A 20372-nucleotide genomic window follows, 5' to 3' on the forward strand; every position below is an offset into this window, starting at 1 on the left:
GGCCGGCGCGGCGACCGAGGCGCCGTTGCCGAGAATCACGGTGCTCGCCGCGACCTCGCGCCACTACGCCGGGCGGGTGCTGCATCTGCTCGACCCGCTGCGCACCCCACGGCGGGTCCGGCTCGCCGATCCCGGCAGGCAAGAGGTGGTCATCCGGAACCGGCGCGTGACCGACTGGGCCGGGTGGCGCGCCACCCGGCTGCGCAGTCGTGCGATGCTCGATCCCGATGCGGCGACACCGACCGAAACCTGGGCTCGCAGGCACACCTGGTTCCGGTGGCTACGCGAATTTCTCTATGCGCGGCCAGGTTTGCGGTCCGCGCGCGGGCTCGTGCTGGCGATCGAGGTCAAGGGCGACTATGTCGGCGAGGCCAGGTTGTTCGACCTCGACATGTTCGACCGCAATGCCCGCATGTTCGTCTGGACCGATCCCGCGCACGGCGACGATATCCGGACGGCCGCTACCCGGCTGTTGCTCACCCACGCGTTCGGCCCGCTCGGATTGTGCCGGGTCGCGACGGCCGTCGAACCCGAGGATGCCCGCTCGGCCGACATCGCCGCGCGCGTCGGCATGACCCTCGAAGGGCGCATGCGCGGCTACGTCGGCGCCACCGGCCGTCGCGGCGACCACGATCTGTGGGCCGTCACCATGGGCACGGCCGCCGACGCGGAGCCGGAGACCCCCGCGCCCTCGGCCAGGCGGACGCTGGGCCCGGCCGACCCTCAGTGACCACGACCCGACCCTCCAGGAGCCCGACCATGGAGCCGATTTCCGACGATCCGGCGGCACCCCGCCGCTTCACCCGCAGCAACGAGCTCCAAGCCCGGCTGCACGAGCTGATCCCCGGTGGCGCGCACACCTATGCCAGAGGCCCCGACCAGTACCCCGAGCAGATGGCGCCGATCCTGGTGCGCGGCAAGGGCTGTCACGTCTGGGACGCGGACGGCAACCGTTATGTCGAATACGGCATGGGCCTGCGCTCGGTCACCCTGGGTCACGGCTTTCCACCGGTCCTCGACGCCGTGCACCGCGCCATCGCCGACGGCGTCAGCTTCAGCCGGCCGACCGAACTGGAACTGCTTGCGGCGCAAGATTTCCTGAGCCTCGTACCGAGCGCCGACATGGTGAAGTTCGCCAAGAACGGCTCCGACGCGACCACCGCCGCGGTCCGGCTGGCCAGAGCCGCCACCGGCCGGACCGCCGTCGCCGTCTGCGATCAACCGTTCTTCTCGGTGGACGACTGGTTCATCGGCACCACCGCGATGAACAGCGGCATCCCCGCCGAAACATCGGCGGACACAGTGCGATTCCGCTACAACGAGCTGCCGTCGCTGGCAGCCGTGCTGGATTCCGGGGCGATCGCGGCGGTCGTCCTGGAGGCCGCCACCGCGCTGGCCGAACCGGAACCCGGCTTCCTGGCCGGTGTTCGGGCGCTCTGCGACCGCTACGGCGCCCTGCTCGTCTTCGACGAGATGATCACCGGTTTCCGCTGGTCCGCGGGCGGCGCGCAGGCGGTGTACGGCGTGCGGCCCGACCTTTCCTGCTGGGGGAAGGCCATGGGCAACGGATTTCCGCTCTCGGCCCTCGCGGGCCGGCGCGAATTCATGGAACTCGGCGGCCTGCGTACCGATCAGGATCGGGTATTCCTGTTGTCCACCACGCACGGACCGGAAACCGGTGCGCTGGCCGCCTTCCGTGCCGTGGTGCACGAGTACCGGACCAGCGATCCCATCGAGCGAATGGAGCGCGCGGGCCGCCGACTCGCCGACGGTGTCAACGCCGTGGCCGCCGAGCTCGGCATCGCCGAGTATCTCCAGGTGCTCGGTCGCCCGTCCTGCCTCATCTTCGTCACCCGTGATCCGGACGGTCAGCCCTCCCAAGAATTTCGCACCTTGTTCCTCCAGGAGCTACTGCACCGCGGTGTGCTCGGGCAGTCCTTCGTCACCTCGGCCGCGCACACCGACGCCGATATCGATGAGACGATCGCGGCCTGCCGGGAAGCGGCGGCCGTCTATCGCAAGGCGATAGAGCAGGGTGGCGTCGGCGGGCTGCTCGAAGGCCGTGCCGTCGCCCCCGCTGTCCGCCGCCACGCGGCGCCGCGGCGCATCTCGTCCGAGCTCGCATGACGCAGCCGCGCATCGCCATCGTGCACGAACGGTTCACCGAGTTCGGCGGCTCCGAGGCGGTCGTCGGCGCGCTCGCCGAAACCTGGCCGGGGACCGACGTTTTCGCGCCGATCGTCGATCCCGCAGGCGTGCGAGCACCGCTCACCACGGTGCACGACACCTGGCTGAGCCGTGCCTATGCCGTCTCGGGTGGCCGGTCGCACGCACCGTTGCTGCCGTTCGTCCCGCGTGCCCTGCGCCGCCTCCCCCTCCGGGACCGATACGACGCCGTCGTCGTCAGCCATCACGCCTTCGCCACGCAAGCCGCTTTCGCCACCGACGCGCCGGTTATCGCCTATGTGCACAGCCCGGCACGGTGGGCCTGGGACAAGGATTTTCGGGCGCAGGAGGCCGGTGGCCGGGCGGGTCAGCTCGCGCTCACCGCGCTGGGATCGCTGGCTCGCCGGTCCGAATTGCGTGCGGCGCCCAGGCTTTCGCACATTATCGCGAATTCCCGAGCCGTCGCCGATCGGGTCAACGACTGGTGGGGGTTGCCCGCGACGGTCACCTATCCGCCGGTCCAGATCGACCGCTTCACGCCCGAGCCTGCGATTCCGCGCGATGACTTCTTCCTCTTCGCGGGCAGGCTCGTCCCGTACAAACGCCCGGACCTGGCCATCCGCGCCACACAGCGTGCGGGATGCCGCCTGGTCATCCTCGGTGATGGACGGTTCCGCGCCCACCTCGACACGCTCGCCGGACCGGAGACGACCTTTCTCGGCGCCACCTCCCATGACGTGCTACTCGACACCTATCGCCGGTGCCGCGCGCTGCTGATGCCCGGTGTGGAGGACTTCGGCATCGTCCCCGTCGAGGCAATGGCTTGTGGCACACCGATTCTCGCCGTCGGCCACGGTGGCGCGCTGGACACCGTCGTCCCCGGCGTGACCGGCGAGCACATACCGCACGGTCCTGACACGGCGGTCGTCGATCACCTGGCCGAGGCGATGGTCGACTTCGACCCCGACTGTTATCGCCCCGCCGCTATCCGGGCGCACGCCGAGACGTTCTCCCCTGCCGCGTTCCGCGCCGACGTGGCCGCCACCGTCGCCCGGTTCGTGCGCTGACCCGCGCCGCCCCACGAGGACGGTGCGGGAATAGGTCGGGTCGCCGGCTGGTTGCGGCCGATGGTCGAGTAAACAGCGTGCGCGAAGGAGGCAGCAGTATGTCGCAGGTCAGGGTCGACAGCACCGCCGACGGTTCCGGCGCACCGAACGAGGCCGGGGAGCTGCGCGGGCGGACGGTCGTGCTGATCGGCGGCGGCTCCGGCATCGGGTTGCGGGTTGCGCACCGGGTGGTCGCGGCAGGCGGGCGAGTCGTCCTGGGTGGCCGCACCGCCGCCCGGTTGACCGCAGCGGCAGCCGAACTCGGTGACGGGGCCAGGTGGCAGACCGTCGACACCGGCGATACCGCTTCGCTCGCCGCCTTCTTCGACGGCATCGAGCGCGTCGACCATCTCTTCACCACGGCGGCGTCCTACCAGGTCGGGCCGATGCGCGAGCTCAGCGCGGCCGACGCGGCGTCACCGTTCGAGTCCAAGTTCTGGGGCCAGTACCACGCGATCCGGCTGGCCGCGCCCAAGCTCGCCGCGGACGGATCGGTGGTCTTGATGTCGGGTGCCGCGTCGGCCCGTCCCGCCGGACTCGCCCCCGCGTACGTCGCGTGCAATGCCGCCATCGAAGGACTGGGGCGCGGGCTCGCCGTCGAACTCGCGCCGGTCCGCGTCAATGTCGTCTCGCCGGGCACGGTGGACGGGCATCTGTGGTCGAACCGGCCGGATCTTGCCCGGGCGGCCGCGTTCGATCAGTACCGCCGCGACACGTTGCTCGGCCGCCCCGCGACCGAGGACGAGATCGCGCACTCGGTCGTCTACCTGTTCACCAATACCTTCACCACCGGATCTACTCTCTACCCCGATGGCGGCTACACACTGCGCTGACCGCACTCGTCCACGGCACCCCGCCCCCGTCGGCGCGGGGTGCCGTGGACGCTCAGCCGAGCCGGTAGGTCGCCAGCACTGCTTTGTGGTCGGTCACCCACTTCGGCGGCGAGGCAATGAAATTGTCCTGCGTGTTCTCGTCCTGGCGGACGTTGCGCACGATCGAGCCGCGGGGGCCGACAATTCCGGCGCCGGTCAAACTCAGCGCGGAGCCGGGGCCCGCGAAGATGTAGTCGATCCGATCGCGCTCGTCGGCCTCGGGTGTCCAGGTGAGCTGGTCGACCGGTGCGTCCGGATTGCTGGCGGGCCAGGTGAATCCGGGGTGGGTCACCGGATTCGGGTAGGTCGTACGGTAGGCGTCCACGAAACCGGCCTGTTGCAGACGCCGCGTGCTCTCCCACGGCAGCACCACGCCGTGGTGGTCGAACAGGTTCGCCGTCGCGGGCGTCCAGTCCAGCACGGACGGTTCGTTGAAGTCGCCACCCAGCAGTACCGAACTGCCCGCTGCCGCTTCGGCTTTCGCATCATCGATGAAGGCGCTGAGTACGTCCGGACGGCCCGAGGCGAGGTTGACCCGCTGCACCGCCACCGGATCGGTCACCGGCCCGCCCGGCATCTTGTTCCAGCCGAACTCGGAGTACTCCCCCGGCGCGGGCACACCCGCACCGTAGCCGCGCGGCAGATAGGTGGCGTACCAACGGTATTCGAGGTGGGCGGCGTAGGCAGTCACCCGCTTTCCGTCGATGTTCAACCGCGCCTTCACCATCCAGCGCTGATCGGCGCTGTCCTCGACCGGGAATTCCGAGAGCAGGCCCGTGTCACCGGAGGACACCGCGGTGAACTTGCGCCCCTTCTTTTCCAGCGCGGCCGCGATCGCGTTCGTGGCCTTGTTCGCCTCGGACAGCAGCACGATCGAGGCCTGCGTGTCGACGATCAGATCGGCGACCAGCCCGATCCCGTTGGGGATCTTGCTACCGCCCAACCAGATATTGATCGCCAGCACCCGGATCTCCTCCGGCGCCGCGGCGGCCACCGGCAGTCCGGCACCGGCGGCCAGCACACCGCCCGCCACCCCGAACACCTTCATCGCATCGCGTCGCGTCATCGAACTCGTCATGGTGACCTCACTCCGATCGTCTGCACAGCGGGACCTGGTTCTGCCTTCGTGCCTAGCCAGCCCATCGGAATACCCGGTGAACTGAGCGAGAGCACCGCGCGAACACCGGCGCGGGCAGGCGTGTGCGGTGGCAGCGACCGGCCGCACATGGGACAGTCGGAGCATGAACGCGTGCCGCCGCTTTGCCGCAGTTTTCTCCGGGTTCGTGAGCATCGTCTTGATCGCGGGATGCGGCACCGCCGACGACAAGGGCACCGCCCCGGCCACGTCGACCACGCCGGGCGCCATCCCCTTGGTCTCGACGAACGATCTACCCGCGGCGAAATCCGACGAGGTGCATCTGTTCGGGTTCAACGACCTGCACGGCAACCTGCAGCCACCGGCCGGTTCGACCGGCAAGATCGCTAACTACGACGCGGGCGGGGCGGCCTACCTGGCGACACATCTGGCGCGGCTGAAGGCGGCCTACCCGGCGAGCGCGGTGATCGCGGCGGGCGACGACATCGGAGCCAGCCCGCTGGTGTCCGGGCTCTTCCACGACGAACCGACCATCACGTTCATGAACAACATCGGCGTCGCCGCCTCCTCGGTCGGCAATCACGAATTCGACGACGGCGTCCTGGAATTGGCCCGGCTCCAGCAGGGCGGCTGCGCGCCGGACGGGTGTTCGCCGGGCGAACCGTTCACCGGGGCCAAGTTTCCCTACCTCGCCGCGAACGTCACCGACGCCGAGGGCAAGCTGCCGCCCGCGCTGACACCGTGGACCATGGTGCAGGTCGGTGGCCACAAGGTCGGCGTGGTCGGCACGGTCACCCCCGACACTGTGAACCTTGTTTTCCCCGAAGGCATTCGGGGATACCGGTTCGGCGACGGGGTGGACGCGATCAACACGTACGTGCCGGAGATGCGGGCCGCGGGCGCCGAGACCGTCGTGGCGCTCATGCACGACGGCGGCAGTCAGCGTGCCGAGAAGGACGCCCCGATCGACTACAACGGATGCGCCGACCTCACCCCGAATGTGGTCGGGCTGGCCAAGCGGGTCGACCCCATGGTGAAGGCGCTCTTCACCGCGCACAGCCACCAGTCCTACGTGTGCACGATCGACGGCAAGGTGGTCAGCCAGGCGGCCTCCTTCGGCAGGCTGATCACCGATCTCACGTTGCGTTTCGCACCCGAGGGTGTGCAGGCGTCGGCCGTGAACCGGGTGGTGACCCGCGACGTGACACCGGACGCGGCCACCACCGCGCTGGTCGACTTTTATGCCGAGCAGGCCCGCCCGCGCGCGGCCCGGATGGTCGGTGCGGCCGCCGATGTGTTGCCGCGCGAACCGGATGCCTCGGGCGCCTCGCCACTGGGCAATGTCATTGCGGACTCGATGCTCTCGGCGACCGCGGGTCCGGCCGGCGCCGTCGCGGCGTTCATGAATCCGGGCGGTGTCCGCGCCGATCTGAAGGCGGGGCCGGTGACCTACGGCGACATCTACACCGTCCAACCGTTCGGCAATCAAGTCGTCACCCTGACGCTCACCGGGCAGCAAGTCCTGCGCCTGCTCGAGCAGCAGTGGGACAACACCAGCAAGCCCGCGGTGCTCTCCCTCGCCGGCCTCACCTACGCCTACGCCGACTCAGCGCCCAAGGGCGGCAAGGTGATCGGCGACAGCGTCCGGATCGCGGGACAGCCGCTCAACCCGACCGCTACCTATCGGATCGCCACCAACAGCTTCCTCGCCGGTGGCGGCGACGGCTTCACGGTCTTCAGCGAGGGCACCGACAAGGTCCCCGGCCCCACCGATCTCGACGCTCTCGAAGCACTCTTTCGCGACAAGCCTGCCGTGCAGGTGCCGCCCGCCCGGATCGAGAAGCGGTAGCCGGTCGGTAGCTCAGCCCTACTGGACAACCGACCAGTTAAGCGATACCTGGAAATTGTTGTAACACTTACCCTTTGACCTGCACCGATGGGTGACCAGTCCCACATAGTGATCCGGTCCGGAAGGCTTGCCGGAAATGATCAGGATCATTACTGTTTCCTATAAGTCAGGACGAAGGGGTTCCTGCTTTCCAAAATCTCCGCATTCACCGTTGCATGCCGGATGACTTGTGCGACAACACGGTTCGAATGAAGAGCAGGAGAGGGCGATGGCTACTTACATCGTGACGGGCGGTACCGGATTCTTGGGACGGCGGGTCGTTCAGGAACTCCTGGACAACGACCCCGAGGCCGTCATCCACGTGCTGGTGCGCGAGGAGTCGCTGCAGAAGTTCGCCGACCTCGCCACCGGATGGAACGGCGGCGAGCGAGTGTTCTCGCTGGTCGGCGATCTCACCGCCGAGGGGCTCGGACTCACCAGAGAGGCGCCCGCGGCGGATCACCTGATCCATCTCGGCGCCGTCTACGACATGACCGCCGACGAGGACACCGCGCACGCGGCCAATGTCGCGGGCACCCGGTCGGTGCTCGACCTGGCCCGTGCGACCGGCGCTGTGCTGCATCATGTTTCATCGGTCGCCGTGGCGGGCGACCACAAGGGCAAGTTCTTCGAGGAGGATTTCGACCTCGGCCAGCGGCTGACCTCGCCGTATCACCGGACCAAGTTCGCGGCGGAGAAACTCGTTCGCGAATCGCGCGGGGTGCGCTGGCGGGTGTACCGGCCCGCGATCGTGGTCGGCGACTCGCGGACCGGCGCGATGGACAAGATCGACGGCCCGTACTACTTCTTCTCGGCCATCGCCAAGCTGGCCGCGCTGCCCGCGGAACTGCCGCTGCCGCTGCCCGATCTCGGCGCGACCAATATCGTGCCGGTCGATTACGTGGCCGCCGCGATGGCCGCCCTGGTGCGCAAGCCGGGCTTGGACGGGCGCACCTTCCACCTGGTCAATCCCGAGCCGCAGCCGTTCAGCGAGGTGTACAGCGCGCTCGCCGCGGCGGCGGGTGCGCCGTCGGGTATCGGCGTCGTGCCGCTCAGCGCTCGGGCACTGAGCGGGCTCTCCCAGCTGCCCGGCGTGCCCGCGGTGCGCGATTTCCTGTTGGAGCAGTTGGGGATTCCGGCCGCCGTCGCGCCGCACACCTCCTTCTCGGCAGAGTTCATCTCGGACTCGACTCGGGCGCAGCTGCGCGGCACCGGACTGTCCGTGCCGCCCTTCGCCAGCTATGCCGACCGGCTCTGGCAGTACTGGCGGGAAAACCTCGACCCGCACCGCGGGCAGCCCGCCGTGGCCAACGAGCCACTCAACGGCCGGATCGTGCTCATCACCGGTGCGTCGTCGGGCATCGGCCTGGCCACCGCCCACGCGGTCGCCCGTCGCGGCGCCACCGTCCTGATGGTGGCCCGCGGCAAGGACGACCTGGCCGACGCGGCCGACTCCGTGCGTGCGGAAGGTGGTGTGGCCTATGACTATCCGTGCGACATCACCGACGCCGACGCGGTCGCGACGCTGGTGCAGGTCGTGCTCACCGAGCACGGCCACGTCGACTACCTGGTGAACAACGCGGGCCGCTCGATCCGCCGGTCGGTGCTCAACTCCACCGACCGCATGCACGATTTCGAGCGGACGATGGCGGTCAACTACTTCGGCGCGGTCCGGCTGATCCTCGCACTGCTGCCCTCCATGCGGGCAAGGCGTTTCGGCCACATCGTCAACATCTCCTCGATCGCCGTCCAGACCAAGGTGCCCCGGTTCGCGGCCTACGTCGCGAGCAAGTCGGCGCTGGACAACTTCAGCGAGATCGCGGCCGTCGAAAACCGGGATGCGGGAATCACTTTCACCTCGGTCCGGATGCCGCTGGTGCGCACCCCGATGATCGCCCCCACCGACCTCTACAAGTCGCTGCCCGTCCCGGACCCCGACCAGGCGGCCGCCATCGTGGTCCGCGCACTCGAGGATCGCCCGCACCGCATCGACACCCCCGTCGGCACCTTCGCCCAGGCCGTCGACCTCCTGATGCCGTCGGTGAAGCAGACCATCCTGCACCAGGGCTTCCGCCTCTTCGGGGAATCCCCTGCGGCACAGGGCAAGAAGAAGGCGGCGGCGAAGAAGGCCGACGCCGGGCGCAGCCCGCTGCAGGTCCTCTCGCCGGTCCTCATGCCCTTCATGGCGCTCCCCGGCCCGGCCGCGCGCGTGGCCCGGGTGGTGCCCGGCCTGCAGTGGTAGCCGCGAGCTGATCGACGGATCGCACCGGATCCGCTGATCCGCAACGAACCCACGCTTTATGTTCGAGCCGCACACCCCTATGCCGGGTGTGCGGCTTGCACAAGTGGTGTGCGCCTTCCTTTCACAACCCGTGCCCGATTTCGCAAATTGTGAGCGATCGGGGCGGAATCGCTCAGATTCGGGCGCGGTTCGGTGGGGCGATATGGGGGTAGCGGTAGTGGATTCGGGCGATGCAGTGGCGCACTGTGTGCAGCTCCGCGTGTAGGTCGCGCAGTCGCTGTGTTTGGAATGTCCTTTCGGCGGCATTGATGGCGCGCACGAGGGTGCGGGCGTGTGCGGCGAGCAAGTCCAGAAATACCCGGGCTTGTGCGATGTCGGAATCATCGGACATTCGCTGTTCCTATCACGCGTTCCGCGGGCCGCACCACCGGAACTCCCCGCGTTCCACCGGATTTCGCCGCAGCGTGTCCGAATCGAAAAGGACCACCGGTGTTTCAGAGAATTTGCTGCGCATGGCGAACAAAGGACCGTCGGTGGTACCGACGCACCTGCCGCGAACAGCCGACAGCGGAGCCGACCCTCGGGTCGGCCCCGCCGCGGATTCCCCGGTGGAGGACTCAGACTCGCGAAGCGGCGAACTCGGCCGCGGGCCACATGGCCCACCCGTAGTTGCCGTGCGCCCCGAAGTCGAAGCCGGCACCGCACACCGGATCGCCACCGGTGCAGTAGTTCGCGGTGCGCCAGCCGTACAGATCCGGCACGTTCCAGCCGACCAGCCGGACCGGGTCACCGAACAGCAGCACCGCCGCCACCCGCCATTCCATGTCGAACGGGAGGGTGTGCATGCCACCGAGCGCGGTCACGATGCCGGTACCGAGCACGCCGTGGGTGACCACCGCGCCCTGCGAGTAGCCGACCAGGATGAACCGCTGATCAGGGCAGATCGAGGACTGCCACATGATGTGCGCGGTCATGTCCTGGGTGCCCCGGCTGATCGAGGTCGGATCCAGCAGGTCCGCAGGATAATTGACGCGGTACGCGCTGGAGCTCACCGGAAGCGTCTGCCGCAGCGTGTCATACAGTGGATCGCCGACCCCCGAACCCAGATATCCGGGTTCGTTGGTACCTCGTGCGACCACCACCTCGACCGCTGTACAGGGCGACGCCCACGCACTCGATCCTGTCGTCGTTCCGAATCCCGCGACGAGCAGTAGCACAATGAATGCCTGCACCACCCGCCACTTTTCGAAATGAATTACCTTCCGGTTTGCCATCGTGATCACCCGCTCACGCCGTTGTGAGGAGCCGAGTGACACTTGTCATAGACAAGTGCCACTCGGCTATATCTGCGAAGGTAAGAACGGCGGAGCGGGCCGTCAAGCAAAAGAACCCGAACGATGCGTACTCAGCACCGAATCGTGTCCTGCTCGGCTTTTTCTATGGCACGAGAACCGCTGCGCCCGTGAAACGTCCGTGCGCGAGGTCCGCGAGGGCCTGATTTGCCATCCCCAAGGAGTACCCACGGGTGGTCACTTCTATGCGGTGTTCGCCTGCGAGGGCGAGAAACTCGCGGGCGTCGGTGCGGGTGTTGGCGGTGACCGAGCGAATTTCCCGCTCCTGGAACAGGTGCCGCTGGTAATTCAGCGCCGGGATGTCGCTGAGGTGAATGCCCGCGATGGCGAGGATGCCGCCGCGATCCAGTGCTTCGAGCGCGGGCGGCACCAAGTTGCCGACCGGCGCGAACATGATCGCCGAATCCAGTTGCACCGGAGGTGGATCCGCGGCATCCTGCGCGGAAGCGGCGCCGAGCGCCAAGGCCAGTTCCCGTGCGGCCGGGTCGCGGGTCATCACGTGCAGCTCCGCGCCGCGGGCCAGCGCCACCTGGGCGGCGATATGCGCGCTGCCGCCGAAGCCGTAGAGACCGAGGCGGCCGCCGGGTGGCAGCGCGGCGCGTTCCAGCGCGCGGTAACCGATGATGCCCGCGCACAGCAGCGGGGCCAGTTCGGTATCGGCGTAGCCGTCCGGTAGTAGCAGCGCGTAATCGGCTGGCACAGTGGCGAATTCGGCGTAGCCGCCGTCGGCATCCCAGCCGGTGTAAGTCGAACGAGGGCAGAGGTTTTCGGCGCCGCGGAGGCAGTACTTACAGGCGCCGCAGGTATGCCGCAGCCAGGCGATGCCGACTCGGTCGCCTACGGCGAAGGTCTGGGTGAACCGCGACTCTTCGGCCACCGCGCCGACCCCGGGTCCGACGGCCACCACCTCACCGACCACCTCGTGTCCGGGCACCACCCCGACCCGATGCACCGGCAGGTCGCCCTCGGCCACGTGCAGGTCCGTCCGGCACACACCGCACGCCAGCACGCGCACGAGTAACTCGTCGGCCGCAGGTTCGGGCACCGGCTCCCACACCTGATCCAACGGTGCCTCGTCGATGGGCCCGGGGCGTCGCACGCGCCAGCCGGTCATGGATGCGGGCCGGTCGACCTCGTTCATACCGATCTCTCCTTGTCACCAGGATGCACGGTCGTATCGAGTAGCGATCCCGCTACTCGTCTGATTTCACCACGTCACAGCGCCTAATCTGATACGTTTGTGTATTGAATACATTTTTGTATCCATTCGGCCGGTGCTCGCCGGTCCCGCCCGAGGAGGTGCCCGTTGTCGACCACCGACGCGAGAACCTCGGCGACCCGCGTCACCCGCCGCCGCGCCGAGACCAGGGAGCGGCTGCTCACCGCCGCCTACGAAGCCTTCGCCGAGGAAGGCTTCGGCAAGGCCACCGTGGAACGCGTCTGCGAGCGCGCCGGGTTCACCCGGGGCGCCTTCTACTCGAACTTCGGCTCGCTCGACGAGTTGTTCCTGGCCATGTGGGAGCAGCGCTCGGCCGCCATGCTCGCCGACGTGCAACGCCTGCTCGACGATATCCCGGTCGGCGGCACCGATGTGCGCACGTCGATCGAGCGGTTGGAGCGGGCGGTGCCGATCGATGAGGGCTGGTACCGCATCACCGCGGAGTTCACCACGCATGCGCTGCGCAATCCCGAACTGCGGCGAGTGATGGCCGCGCGCGAAGAGGCGATCGTGGGTGCCCTGATGCCGACCGTCGTCGCGGGCCTGGCCAAGATCGGCCGCACCGTGCCCGACCCGGAAGCGCTGGGTCAGGCCCTCGTCGCGGTGCACGACGGCACCAGCGTGCAGGTGCTGATGGAACCACGCAGCCGCGTCGTCCGACGCAGGCGCACCGACCTCTTCTACCACGTCGTGCTGGCCTACAGCACCGAGACCGAAGGATGAACATGTCCGATTCCGCATTCGCCACCGAGGCAGATGTCATCGTCGTCGGCGCCGGGCTGGCCGGCCTGGTCGCGACGCACGAGCTGGTCAAGGCGGGCCGCAAGGTGCACGTGCTCGACCAGGAGAACCGCAACAACCTCGGTGGACAAGCGTTCTGGTCGCTCGGCGGCCTGTTCATGGTGGACACCCCGGAGCAGCGGCGACTCGGCATCAAGGACTCCTACGACCTGGCGTTGCAGGATTGGCTCGGCTCGGCCGGTTTCGACCGCGACGACGAGGACTTCTGGGGCAAGCAGTGGGCGCAGGCCTACGTGCGGTTCGCGGCCACCGAGAAGCGCGACTATCTGCACGAGCTCGGACTGCGGATCACCCCGGTGGTCGGGTGGGCCGAGCGCGGCGGAAGTTTCGCCGACGGGCACGGCAATTCGGTGCCGCGCTTCCACCTCACCTGGGGCACCGGGCCGGAGGTGGTGCGGGTCTTCGCCGAGCCGGTCCTGGAAGGCGAACGAAAAGGATTGGTCGGCTTCAGTTTCCGGCACCGGGTCGACGAGCTGATCATCGAGGACGGTGCCGCGGTCGGCGTGCGCGGCAGCGTCCTGGCCGAGACCGACCTCGACCGCGGCAAGGCCTCGTCGCGAGAGGTGGTCGGCGAGTTCGAGTTCCGGGCGAAGGCGGTGATCGTCACCTCCGGCGGCATCGGGCACAACCACGAGATGATCCGGCGCAACTGGCCCACCGAACGGCTCGGCAAGTGCCCGGAGACGATGATCTCCGGCGTGCCCGCGTACGTGGACGGGCGGATGCTCGCCATCGCCGAGTCCGCGGGCGGCGCCCTGGTCAACCGGGATCGGATGTGGCACTACACCGAGGGCATCATGAACTGGGATTCGATCTGGCCCGACCACGGCATCCGGATCATTCCCGGACCGTCCTCGCTGTGGTTCGACGCGAACGGAAAGCGGATGCCCGCACCGTGTTTCCCCGGTTTCGACACCATCAGCACGATGAAGGCGATCCTGTCCACCGGCTACGACTACTCCTGGTTCGTGCTCACCCAGTCGATCATAGAGAAGGAGTTCGCGCTGTCGGGTTCGGAGCAGAACCCCGACATCACCGGCAAGGACTGGAAATTCACGCTCAAGAGCCGCCTGGCCAAGGGCGCGCCGGGACCGGTGGAGGCGTTCAAGCAGCACGGCGTCGACTTCGTGGTCGCGGACAACCTGCGCGAGCTGGTCGCCGGGATGAACAAGATCGCGCGCGGCCCGCAGCTCGACTACGACGCGCTGGAAGGCCAGATCGTCGCCAGGGACCGGGAAGTGACGAACAAGTACACCAAGGACAGCCAACTGATGGCGATCACCAACGCGCGCCAGTACCTCGGCGACAAGGTGAGCCGAGTCGCCAAGCCGCACCGGATCCTCGACCCGGCAGCAGGCCCGCTCATCGCGGTCCGGCTCAACATCATCACGCGGAAAACGCTGGGCGGCTTGCAAACCAACCTCGATTCGCAGGTGATGCGCCAGGACGGCACCGCATTCCCCGGCCTGTACGCGGCGGGTGAGGTGGCCGGGTTCGGCGGCGGCGGGGTGCACGGATACAACGCGCTGGAGGGCACCTTCCTCGGCGGGTGCATCTTCTCCGGGCGTGCCGCGGGTAAGGCGCTGGCCGCGAAACTCGGCTAGGCCCTGTCGAAAGCCGCGTCTAGGGGCGGCAGGCCGCGGAGACCAGGCTCGACGGCGGTTGCGGCGCGGCGGCCAGCGTGGTCGGCGAGGTGATCGGCGGTGGCGTGGTCACGGGCGCGGCGACCGGCGGTGTCCCGCTGTAGAGCCGGGTACCGGTCGGATGCACGCCCGGCTCCAGGTCGATGTCGTAGATCTCGGCCTGGTTGCCGTGCACGTCGGTGACCCGCGCGACGAAGGGGCCCGCCCCGGCGCCGGAGATGGTCCAGTAGTTGTCCATGCCGCGGGTGAGGGGCCGCCAGTCGCCGCCGAGCACATGCCGAATGGCGATGTCCTGCAACGGGTTTCCTGCCCCGCTGACCAGCATGGCGAACCACGCGCTGCTGGAATCCGGTTTCACCTGGTAGGACAGTTCCGGCGGCGGCTCCGGATTGTGCACCACGTTGTAGCGGATCGGCACCACCCCGTCGGACAGGTCGGCGAGCTGAGCGAAGGCGGCGACGCTCAGATCCAGTTGTCCCGGAGCACATGCCGGGCAACGGTCGACGATGAGTGCGCGTACGTCGCCGCGCGGCCCCTGGATGTCGAGGTACGCACCGCACGGATCGGCCCTGCCGAACTCCGGCGTCGACATTCCCGCATAAAAGCCGTCCAGCGGCAGACCGGCGAACGAGCACGAGACGCCCTGGCTGAACGAGTAGAACCGCGCCTCACCGGCGACCACCGGCTGCGGGTCCGTCGCGGGGGCGGTGATCGGCGTGAAACCGCTGTTGTCCACCGGCATTCGGGCCGTCGATGACTGAGTGAGCGCGCTCGGCGTCTCACAGTGCAGCGGGTCAGGTCGGGTCAGCCAGACCGCCGCACCCGCGATCGCGACCAAACCGATCGCCGACCACAGCCACCCCGAACGGACGTGTCGTTGATTGATAGGTATCCGGTGCATCGCTCCCCGACTACGGTTCACCTGCACGTGACGGCCTCGCGAGCGCTCGGCTGCGTCACGCGCCGGACGCGCTGCAAGATGGTTCGCTCGCTGCGCTCCTTCACGGACTGTCCATCCTGACGTCCATCAGGAAAGCAGTCGGACGGCCCGCCCATACGGGGAACGAAAATTCTTCGCAGTGAAAGACTCACGCTTCAGCAAGCGTAGGGCAAACGCCCAGCATACTGTTGGACACTCCAGCAGCCCGCCGGAAATCATCCGGTCGTGCCGCGCCCTCGGCGACGCGAATCGGTCAGGAAGCGCGACGCTTCGCTTTCGGCACGGCCTTGGTGGCGATCTTGTCGACATCGGCGAGCAGTTCCCGGCCGAATTCGGCCTCGGCCTCGTAATGGCGCACGCACCAGCGCAATACGGCGGCCGGGTAGGGCTGGGCCGGATCGTCCCCCGCGCCCGCCACGTCCGCCTCGGCCAGCCCCCGCATCCGGTCGGCGTAACCGATGTGCTCGGTGAGGATTTCGCGCAGCCGATCCGGCTCGGCCAGGTGGCCGAGCCAGGCGCGCAGCATCACGCTGTGCTTGAGCACCGGCGCCTCCACCGGCGCGTGATTCACCCAATGTGCCGCTGCCGCACGACCGTTCGCGGTAATGGCATACATTCGCTTGCCGCGCACGCCGTCCTCCTGCAGCACCGTGCGCGAGGTCGCGTAGCCGTATTTCTCCAGCCGTTTCAACTCGGCGTAGATCTGGCTGAACGACGGGCTCCAGTAGAAGAACTGCAAGCTGCCGTCGGCCCACTTCTTCAGGTCGTAGCCGGATAGTTCGTCCGCATGCGAGAGCATTCCGAGCACGGCCCAGCTGGTCGTGGGAAGGTCGGGTACCTCGGCTTTCGCCGAAACAGCCTGCGCGTCGGTCACCAGCAGAACTATATCGCTCAGGCATATTTCGGGGGCTAGGTGAAACCGTCCATCAGGGAAAGAACGCGCAGCATGACCTCGTCCGCGCCGCCGCCGATACTGAGCAGGCGACTGTCCCGGTACGCGCGCGAGGTCCAGGTCTCGGCCATGTAGCCCATGCCGCCGTGCACCTGCAGGCACCAGTCGGCGACCTGGCGCGACAGCCTGCCCGCCTCCAGTTTGGCGATCGTGGCCATCCGGGTGACGTCACCGCCCTCGTGATAGGACTGGGCGACGGCCTCGGTGTAGACCCGTAGCAGGTCCACCTTGGCGGCCAGTTCGGCATAGGTGTACTGCAGGTACTGGTTCGCGGACAGCGGCTGACCGAAAACCCTGCGCTGCCGCGCATAGTCGCGCGTCATCTCCAGTTCCATGGCGCAGCTGACCGGCACACCGTAGGCGGCGAACATCCGCTCCATCACGAACTGCGACATCTGCTGCTGGAAGCCGCGCCCGATCTCACCGATGGTGTTGCGCACCGGAACTCGCACGTCCTCGAAGGTGAGCAGGCCGGTATCGGAGGCCCACATGCCCAGCTTGTCGAGCTTGCGATCGACCCGGAAGCCGGGGGCGTCGGTGGGCACGATGATCTGGCTGATACCGCGATACCCGCCCTCCGGCGACGTCCGGACCAGGGTGCACAGCCAATCCGCCTGCACGGCATTGGTGATGAACATCTTCGAGCCGTTGATCACCCAGTCGTCGCCGTCGCGGCGGGCGCTGGTCCGGATGCCCGCCACGTCGGAACCGGCCTCCGGCTCGGTAACCGCTACGCCGCAGACTGTTTCACCGCGCATGGCCGGCGCCAGATACTCCTGCTTCAGTTCCTCGCTGCCGTGCGCGTGCAGCGACGGCGTGGCCATCGCGACGTGCACGCCCAGCGCCATCGGGAACGACCCGTGCGCGACCCGGCCCAGTTCCTGGCACAGCACCACGGTGAACAGATGGTCGGCGCCCTGCCCCGCGTAGGCCGGATCGTATTCGAGCCCCAGCATGCCGAGCTTGGCCATATCGGCGAAAATCTGGTGCAGCGGCATCATTTCGGCCCGCTCCCACTCGTCGACGTGCGGGTTGATCTTCTGCTCGACGTAGCGCCGGACCATCGCCCGGAATTCCTGATGTTCGTCGCTGTACATCATGCGGTGCTCCTCGTCCCGGCCACCCTCATTGTCACCGCCGCCCCACCCGCGCGTCCCCGTTCCGGCCAACCATCGGGGCGGGAGTAGGGTGCTCGGCATGTCGCGTGCGCGCATTATTCGGATCGCTACTCGGTCCAGTCCCATGGCGGTGGCTCAGGCGGAGCAGGTTGCCGGGTTGCTCGCGGGGCTCGGGGCGGAGAGTGAGCTGGTCAAGGTCACTACTGCCGGGGATCGGTGGATGGGTGATCTCTCCAAGCTCGGCGGCAAGGGCGCTTTCGTCAAGGAGATCGACCACGCGCTGCTGGTGGACGAGGCCGACCTGGCCGTGCACTGCCTCAAGGACATTCCCGGTGACATCCCGGTGCCCGAGGGCCTCGCGTTCGCCGGATATCTGGCGCGCGACGACGTGCACGACGCGGTGATCACCGGTAACGGCGCACCGCTCGCCGAACAGCCCGAGGGCACCGTGGTCGGCACCAGCTCGGTACGCCGGACCGCGCAGCTGCTCCTGCACTATCCGCACCTGACGGTGAAACCGTTGCGCGGCAACGTGGATACCCGGCTGGCCCGGCTCGAAGAGGGCCACGTCGATGTGCTGATCGCGGCCGTCTCCGGGCTGCACCGCGTCGAGCAGGCCCATCGGATCACCGAGACCCTCGATCTCGACACCATGTGCCCGCCGATCGGCGCGGGCATCATCGCGCTGGAGTGCCGCACCACCGACACCGAACTGATCGAACTCGGCGCTCGCCTGGACGACCCGGACACGCACCGTCAGGCCGATGCCGAACGCGCCATGCTGCATGCCCTGCAGGGGCACTGCAACTCCCCCATCGCCGGCTACGCCACCACCGACCGCACCGGCCGACTCACCCTGCACGGCAAGGTGTTCAGCCCGGACGGTGCCCAGTGGCTGGACTCACGACAGTGGGGTGTCCCGGAAGATCCGCAGGCGCTCGGCTTCTTCGTCGGCGCGGATCTGCTGCGCCAAGGCGCACGCGCCATCATCGACGCGATCCCGCACTGATCCGTCGGCTCAGCGCCAGCGGGCGTGCCGCGGGAAGAGCGAACGGCCTGCCTCGTGCGCGACCTCGACCAGCACCCGAGCCAGCCGGGCGGTATCCAGAACTGTTCGCTCGCCGCCGATTTGGCCGGACAACGACAGCGCGGCCACCGCGGCGCCGCGCCCGCGGAGCGGGACGGCCACACAGGCGATGCCCGCCACGGACTCCTCGTTGTCCACCGCGACGCCCTGCCGCTGCCGGACGCGGGCCAGCTCGCGATGCAATTCGGCTCTGTCGCAGATAGTTCGGGCCGTCAACTGTGGTAGGTGATCCCGGAACGAGGTCTCGACGATGCTCGGTTCGAGGGAAGCCAGCAGCGCCTTGCCCAGCGCGGTGCTGTGCGCGGGCATCCGGCCGCCGAGGCGCGTCGGGATGCTGGCGGCGAACCGGCCGCCCGCCTTGTCCAGGTAGAGCACCTCGCGGCCGTCCAGCACACCGAGGTGCCCGACCATGCCGGTGCGTTGGCAGAGGTCGTGCAGCAGCGGGCTCACCACATCGCGAATCTCGTTGTGGTCAGCGGCAAGTCCGCCCAGCTCCAGGGTGCGCATGCCCAGCCGGTAGCCGCCGGGAGCGTGCGCGAGCCAGCGCAGCCGGATCATCTGATCGAGGATGCGATGCACCGTCGAGCGAGGCAGGCCGGTGCGCTCGGACAGCCCCAGCAGGGTCAGCGTCGGCGTCGCGCCGTCGAAAGCGTCCAGTATCAACGTCATTCGCTCGATCATGGAGACCGGCGGCTGGGACGGCCGAGCCGGCACCGGAGCCGATCCCGCCCACAACTCTCCGGATTCGGGAGGGGTCACCGCCTCGACCGCCATGGCTCACCTCCACTGTGTGCTCGCCTAGAGCTTAGAAGTATTTCTAATAGGCATGTACGTTTCCGGCGCACTCCTGTGTGTGCCCCATCACAGTGCCTCGGCGGGCGCGCAGTGACATCCCGGAAACTACGGAGAGCACTACGGATCTTCTCGGTAGCCGGGAACGAATCTTGACAGCTATGCGCGGCTGCTCTGCTCCTCGACCATGGCGGACAACCACTCTCGGGTGTAGCGCTCGGCGAGCAGCGGGAGGAAGTTGTCGATGGTGGCATGGTCGGCGACGTGCTCATAGGCCGAGCGGAGGAACTGCTCGATGGCCTCGTCGTCGAAGAGACCGTCGAATTCTTCCTCCAGCCGAAGTGCGGCCGCGTGCAGGGCGACCGCCTGATCGAGGGACGGATCGTGCGGATTGGGCGTGGTAACAGGGCTGTCGTTCACTGCGGACTCCCGATCGTGACGAGACTTTCGGTGCGGTGAGCGCATGTACTGGCTGCGACATGCCTCGGTTGGTCGAGTACCCAACGGTCGGCTCGGAACACATTCCGGGCCGTCACCGGACAAATTAGAACAGGTTATTGTTTACTGGGCGGTGGCATGCCACGCTGGTCGGATGGATCTCGCCGCCATCGAAGCCGTCCGTCAGCTCAAGTACCGATACTTCCGGACGCTCGACCTCAAACAGTGGGACGCGTTCGGCGACACCCTCGCCGTCGACGCCGCCGGCCGCTACGGCACGCACGCGCTCGGCGAACCGCTCATCCTGGACGGCCGTGACGCCATCATCGCGTTCATGCGGGAGAACCTCGGACCCACGGTCGTCACGGTCCACATCGCGAACCATCCCGAGATCACCGTGCACGGCGAGACTGCCACCGGCTCATGGGCTTTCGAGGACACGGTGATCGCCACCGAATACAACGTGCTGATCCGCGGCGCGGGATATTACACCGACAGCTACCGGCTCGACGCCGACGGCACCTGGCGCATCGCCTCGACCAGTTACCAGCGGATCTACGAATCGATGCAGTCGCTCGCCGACACCCCCAGCCATCAACTGCTGACGAACATGTGGGCGGCGCCCACAGCGAAATAGGCGGCTCGGCGCGGCGATTAAGC

The 20372-nt window shown here is 68.0% G+C and carries 19 protein-coding genes; 10 read left to right on the forward strand and 9 right to left on the reverse strand.

The window, feature by feature from the left end; all coding sequences use genetic code 11:
• The 4 genes from NN4_RS36660 to NN4_RS36675 all read left to right on the forward strand — a co-directional run.
• On the forward strand, positions 1-730 hold a 730-nt coding region (locus NN4_RS36660; RefSeq protein WP_147140801.1), incomplete at its 5' end, for a GNAT family N-acetyltransferase.
• Between the two features lie 29 nt (positions 731-759).
• The gene (locus NN4_RS36665) at positions 760-2127 is read left to right on the forward strand and encodes a glutamate-1-semialdehyde 2,1-aminomutase (RefSeq protein WP_147140803.1); all 1368 of its coding nucleotides are present in this window, start codon (positions 760-762) and stop codon (positions 2125-2127) included.
• On the forward strand, positions 2124-3233 hold the full coding sequence (locus tag NN4_RS36670; RefSeq protein ID WP_147140805.1) for a glycosyltransferase: 1110 nt from the start codon (positions 2124-2126) through the stop codon (positions 3231-3233). Before NN4_RS36665 ends, NN4_RS36670 begins: the two co-directional genes overlap by 4 nt.
• A gap of 98 nt (positions 3234-3331) precedes the next feature.
• Entirely contained in the window at positions 3332-4105 is a 774-nt protein-coding gene (locus tag NN4_RS36675; RefSeq protein WP_147140807.1) for an SDR family oxidoreductase, read from the forward strand.
• A 52-nt stretch (positions 4106-4157) separates the two neighbouring features.
• Here the strand turns inward: NN4_RS36675 and NN4_RS36680 are convergent, their stop codons facing one another.
• Complete coding sequence (locus tag NN4_RS36680) at positions 4158-5210, reverse strand: endonuclease/exonuclease/phosphatase family protein (protein WP_246181284.1); 1053 nt, start codon at positions 5208-5210, stop codon at positions 4158-4160.
• 217 nt (positions 5211-5427) lie between these two features.
• Here NN4_RS36680 and NN4_RS36685 point away from each other — a divergent pair, with 217 nt between their 5' ends.
• Complete coding sequence (locus NN4_RS36685) at positions 5428-7089, forward strand: bifunctional metallophosphatase/5'-nucleotidase (RefSeq protein WP_147140809.1); 1662 nt, start codon at positions 5428-5430, stop codon at positions 7087-7089.
• A gap of 268 nt (positions 7090-7357) precedes the next feature.
• On the forward strand, positions 7358-9370 hold the full coding sequence (locus NN4_RS36690; RefSeq protein WP_147140811.1) for an SDR family oxidoreductase: 2013 nt from the start codon (positions 7358-7360) through the stop codon (positions 9368-9370).
• Between the two features lie 172 nt (positions 9371-9542).
• On the opposite strand, the gene NN4_RS36695 is transcribed toward NN4_RS36690, so the two are convergent.
• The 3 genes from NN4_RS36695 to NN4_RS36705 all read right to left on the reverse strand — a co-directional run bounded on the left by NN4_RS36695 (position 9543) and on the right by NN4_RS36705 (position 11863).
• On the reverse strand, positions 9543-9761 hold the full coding sequence (locus NN4_RS36695) for a hypothetical protein (protein ID WP_147140813.1): 219 nt from the start codon (positions 9759-9761) through the stop codon (positions 9543-9545).
• Positions 9762-9987: 226 nt separating this feature from the next.
• Positions 9988-10644, reverse strand: coding sequence for a cutinase family protein (locus NN4_RS36700; protein ID WP_167769079.1), 657 nt, complete (start codon positions 10642-10644; stop codon positions 9988-9990).
• A gap of 163 nt (positions 10645-10807) precedes the next feature.
• Positions 10808-11863 (reverse strand): zinc-binding alcohol dehydrogenase family protein, encoded by a 1056-nt coding sequence (locus NN4_RS36705; protein WP_246181285.1) that lies wholly within the window; start codon positions 11861-11863, stop codon positions 10808-10810.
• A 165-nt stretch (positions 11864-12028) separates the two neighbouring features.
• Between NN4_RS36705 and NN4_RS36710 the strand changes: the two genes are divergently transcribed.
• Both NN4_RS36710 and NN4_RS36715 read left to right on the forward strand, forming a co-directional pair.
• Positions 12029-12664, forward strand: coding sequence for a TetR/AcrR family transcriptional regulator (locus NN4_RS36710; RefSeq protein ID WP_147140815.1), 636 nt, complete (start codon positions 12029-12031; stop codon positions 12662-12664).
• Complete coding sequence (locus NN4_RS36715) at positions 12661-14346, forward strand: FAD-binding dehydrogenase (protein WP_147140817.1); 1686 nt, start codon at positions 12661-12663, stop codon at positions 14344-14346. Before NN4_RS36710 ends, NN4_RS36715 begins: the two co-directional genes overlap by 4 nt.
• Before the next feature lie 19 nt (positions 14347-14365).
• On the opposite strand, the gene NN4_RS36720 is transcribed toward NN4_RS36715, so the two are convergent.
• The 3 genes from NN4_RS36720 to NN4_RS36730 all read right to left on the reverse strand — a co-directional run bounded on the left by NN4_RS36720 (position 14366) and on the right by NN4_RS36730 (position 17377).
• Entirely contained in the window at positions 14366-15286 is a 921-nt protein-coding gene (locus tag NN4_RS36720) for an expansin EXLX1 family cellulose-binding protein (protein WP_147140819.1), read from the reverse strand.
• Positions 15287-15578: 292 nt separating this feature from the next.
• Complete coding sequence (locus NN4_RS36725) at positions 15579-16199, reverse strand: PadR family transcriptional regulator (protein WP_222595235.1); 621 nt, start codon at positions 16197-16199, stop codon at positions 15579-15581.
• 35 nt (positions 16200-16234) lie between these two features.
• Complete coding sequence (locus NN4_RS36730) at positions 16235-17377, reverse strand: acyl-CoA dehydrogenase family protein (RefSeq protein WP_147140821.1); 1143 nt, start codon at positions 17375-17377, stop codon at positions 16235-16237.
• Between the two features lie 97 nt (positions 17378-17474).
• Between NN4_RS36730 and hemC the strand changes: the two genes are divergently transcribed.
• Positions 17475-18404 (forward strand): hydroxymethylbilane synthase, encoded by a 930-nt coding sequence (gene hemC, locus NN4_RS36735; protein WP_147140823.1) that lies wholly within the window; start codon positions 17475-17477, stop codon positions 18402-18404.
• Positions 18405-18413: 9 nt separating this feature from the next.
• Here the strand turns inward: hemC and NN4_RS36740 are convergent, their stop codons facing one another.
• Together NN4_RS36740 and NN4_RS36745 are read right to left on the reverse strand one after the other, a co-directional pair.
• Positions 18414-19256 carry an IclR family transcriptional regulator gene (locus tag NN4_RS36740; protein WP_135237030.1) on the reverse strand — a complete coding sequence of 281 codons (843 nt, stop codon included), beginning with the start codon at positions 19254-19256 and terminating at the stop codon, positions 18414-18416.
• 177 nt (positions 19257-19433) lie between these two features.
• Positions 19434-19694, reverse strand: coding sequence for a three-helix bundle dimerization domain-containing protein (locus tag NN4_RS36745; protein WP_147140825.1), 261 nt, complete (start codon positions 19692-19694; stop codon positions 19434-19436).
• Between the two features lie 172 nt (positions 19695-19866).
• Here NN4_RS36745 and NN4_RS36750 point away from each other — a divergent pair, with 172 nt between their 5' ends.
• Positions 19867-20349: a nuclear transport factor 2 family protein gene (locus tag NN4_RS36750; RefSeq protein ID WP_147140827.1), complete on the forward strand. Its 483-nt coding sequence runs from the start codon at positions 19867-19869 to the stop codon at positions 20347-20349.
• Positions 20350-20372 lie beyond the last annotated feature (23 nt).

Source organism: Nocardia ninae NBRC 108245, from assembly GCF_007990755.1.
GTDB lineage: Bacteria > Actinomycetota > Actinomycetes > Mycobacteriales > Mycobacteriaceae > Nocardia > Nocardia ninae.

Bases quoted from the DNA above. Each gene is read 5' to 3' on its own strand.
- NN4_RS36675 (WP_147140807.1), top strand. From the start codon at position 3,332: ATGTCGCAGGTCAGGGTCGACAGCACCGCCGACGGTTCCGGCGCACCG.
- NN4_RS36750 (WP_147140827.1), top strand. From the start codon at position 19,867: ATGGATCTCGCCGCCATCGAAGCCGTCCGTCAGCTCAAGTACCGATAC.
- NN4_RS36670 (WP_147140805.1), top strand. From the start codon at position 2,124: ATGACGCAGCCGCGCATCGCCATCGTGCACGAACGGTTCACCGAGTTC.
- NN4_RS36680 (WP_246181284.1), bottom strand. From the start codon at position 5,210: ATGACGCGACGCGATGCGATGAAGGTGTTCGGGGTGGCGGGCGGTGTG.
- NN4_RS36715 (WP_147140817.1), top strand. From the start codon at position 12,661: ATGAACATGTCCGATTCCGCATTCGCCACCGAGGCAGATGTCATCGTC.
- NN4_RS36730 (WP_147140821.1), bottom strand. From the start codon at position 17,377: ATGATGTACAGCGACGAACATCAGGAATTCCGGGCGATGGTCCGGCGC.
- NN4_RS36740 (WP_135237030.1), bottom strand. From the start codon at position 19,256: ATGGCGGTCGAGGCGGTGACCCCTCCCGAATCCGGAGAGTTGTGGGCG.
- NN4_RS36690 (WP_147140811.1), top strand. From the start codon at position 7,358: ATGGCTACTTACATCGTGACGGGCGGTACCGGATTCTTGGGACGGCGG.
- NN4_RS36665 (WP_147140803.1), top strand. From the start codon at position 760: ATGGAGCCGATTTCCGACGATCCGGCGGCACCCCGCCGCTTCACCCGC.
- hemC (WP_147140823.1), top strand. From the start codon at position 17,475: ATGTCGCGTGCGCGCATTATTCGGATCGCTACTCGGTCCAGTCCCATG.
- NN4_RS36720 (WP_147140819.1), bottom strand. From the start codon at position 15,286: ATGCACCGGATACCTATCAATCAACGACACGTCCGTTCGGGGTGGCTG.
- NN4_RS36695 (WP_147140813.1), bottom strand. From the start codon at position 9,761: ATGTCCGATGATTCCGACATCGCACAAGCCCGGGTATTTCTGGACTTG.
- NN4_RS36705 (WP_246181285.1), bottom strand. From the start codon at position 11,863: ATGAACGAGGTCGACCGGCCCGCATCCATGACCGGCTGGCGCGTGCGA.
- NN4_RS36700 (WP_167769079.1), bottom strand. From the start codon at position 10,644: ATGGCAAACCGGAAGGTAATTCATTTCGAAAAGTGGCGGGTGGTGCAG.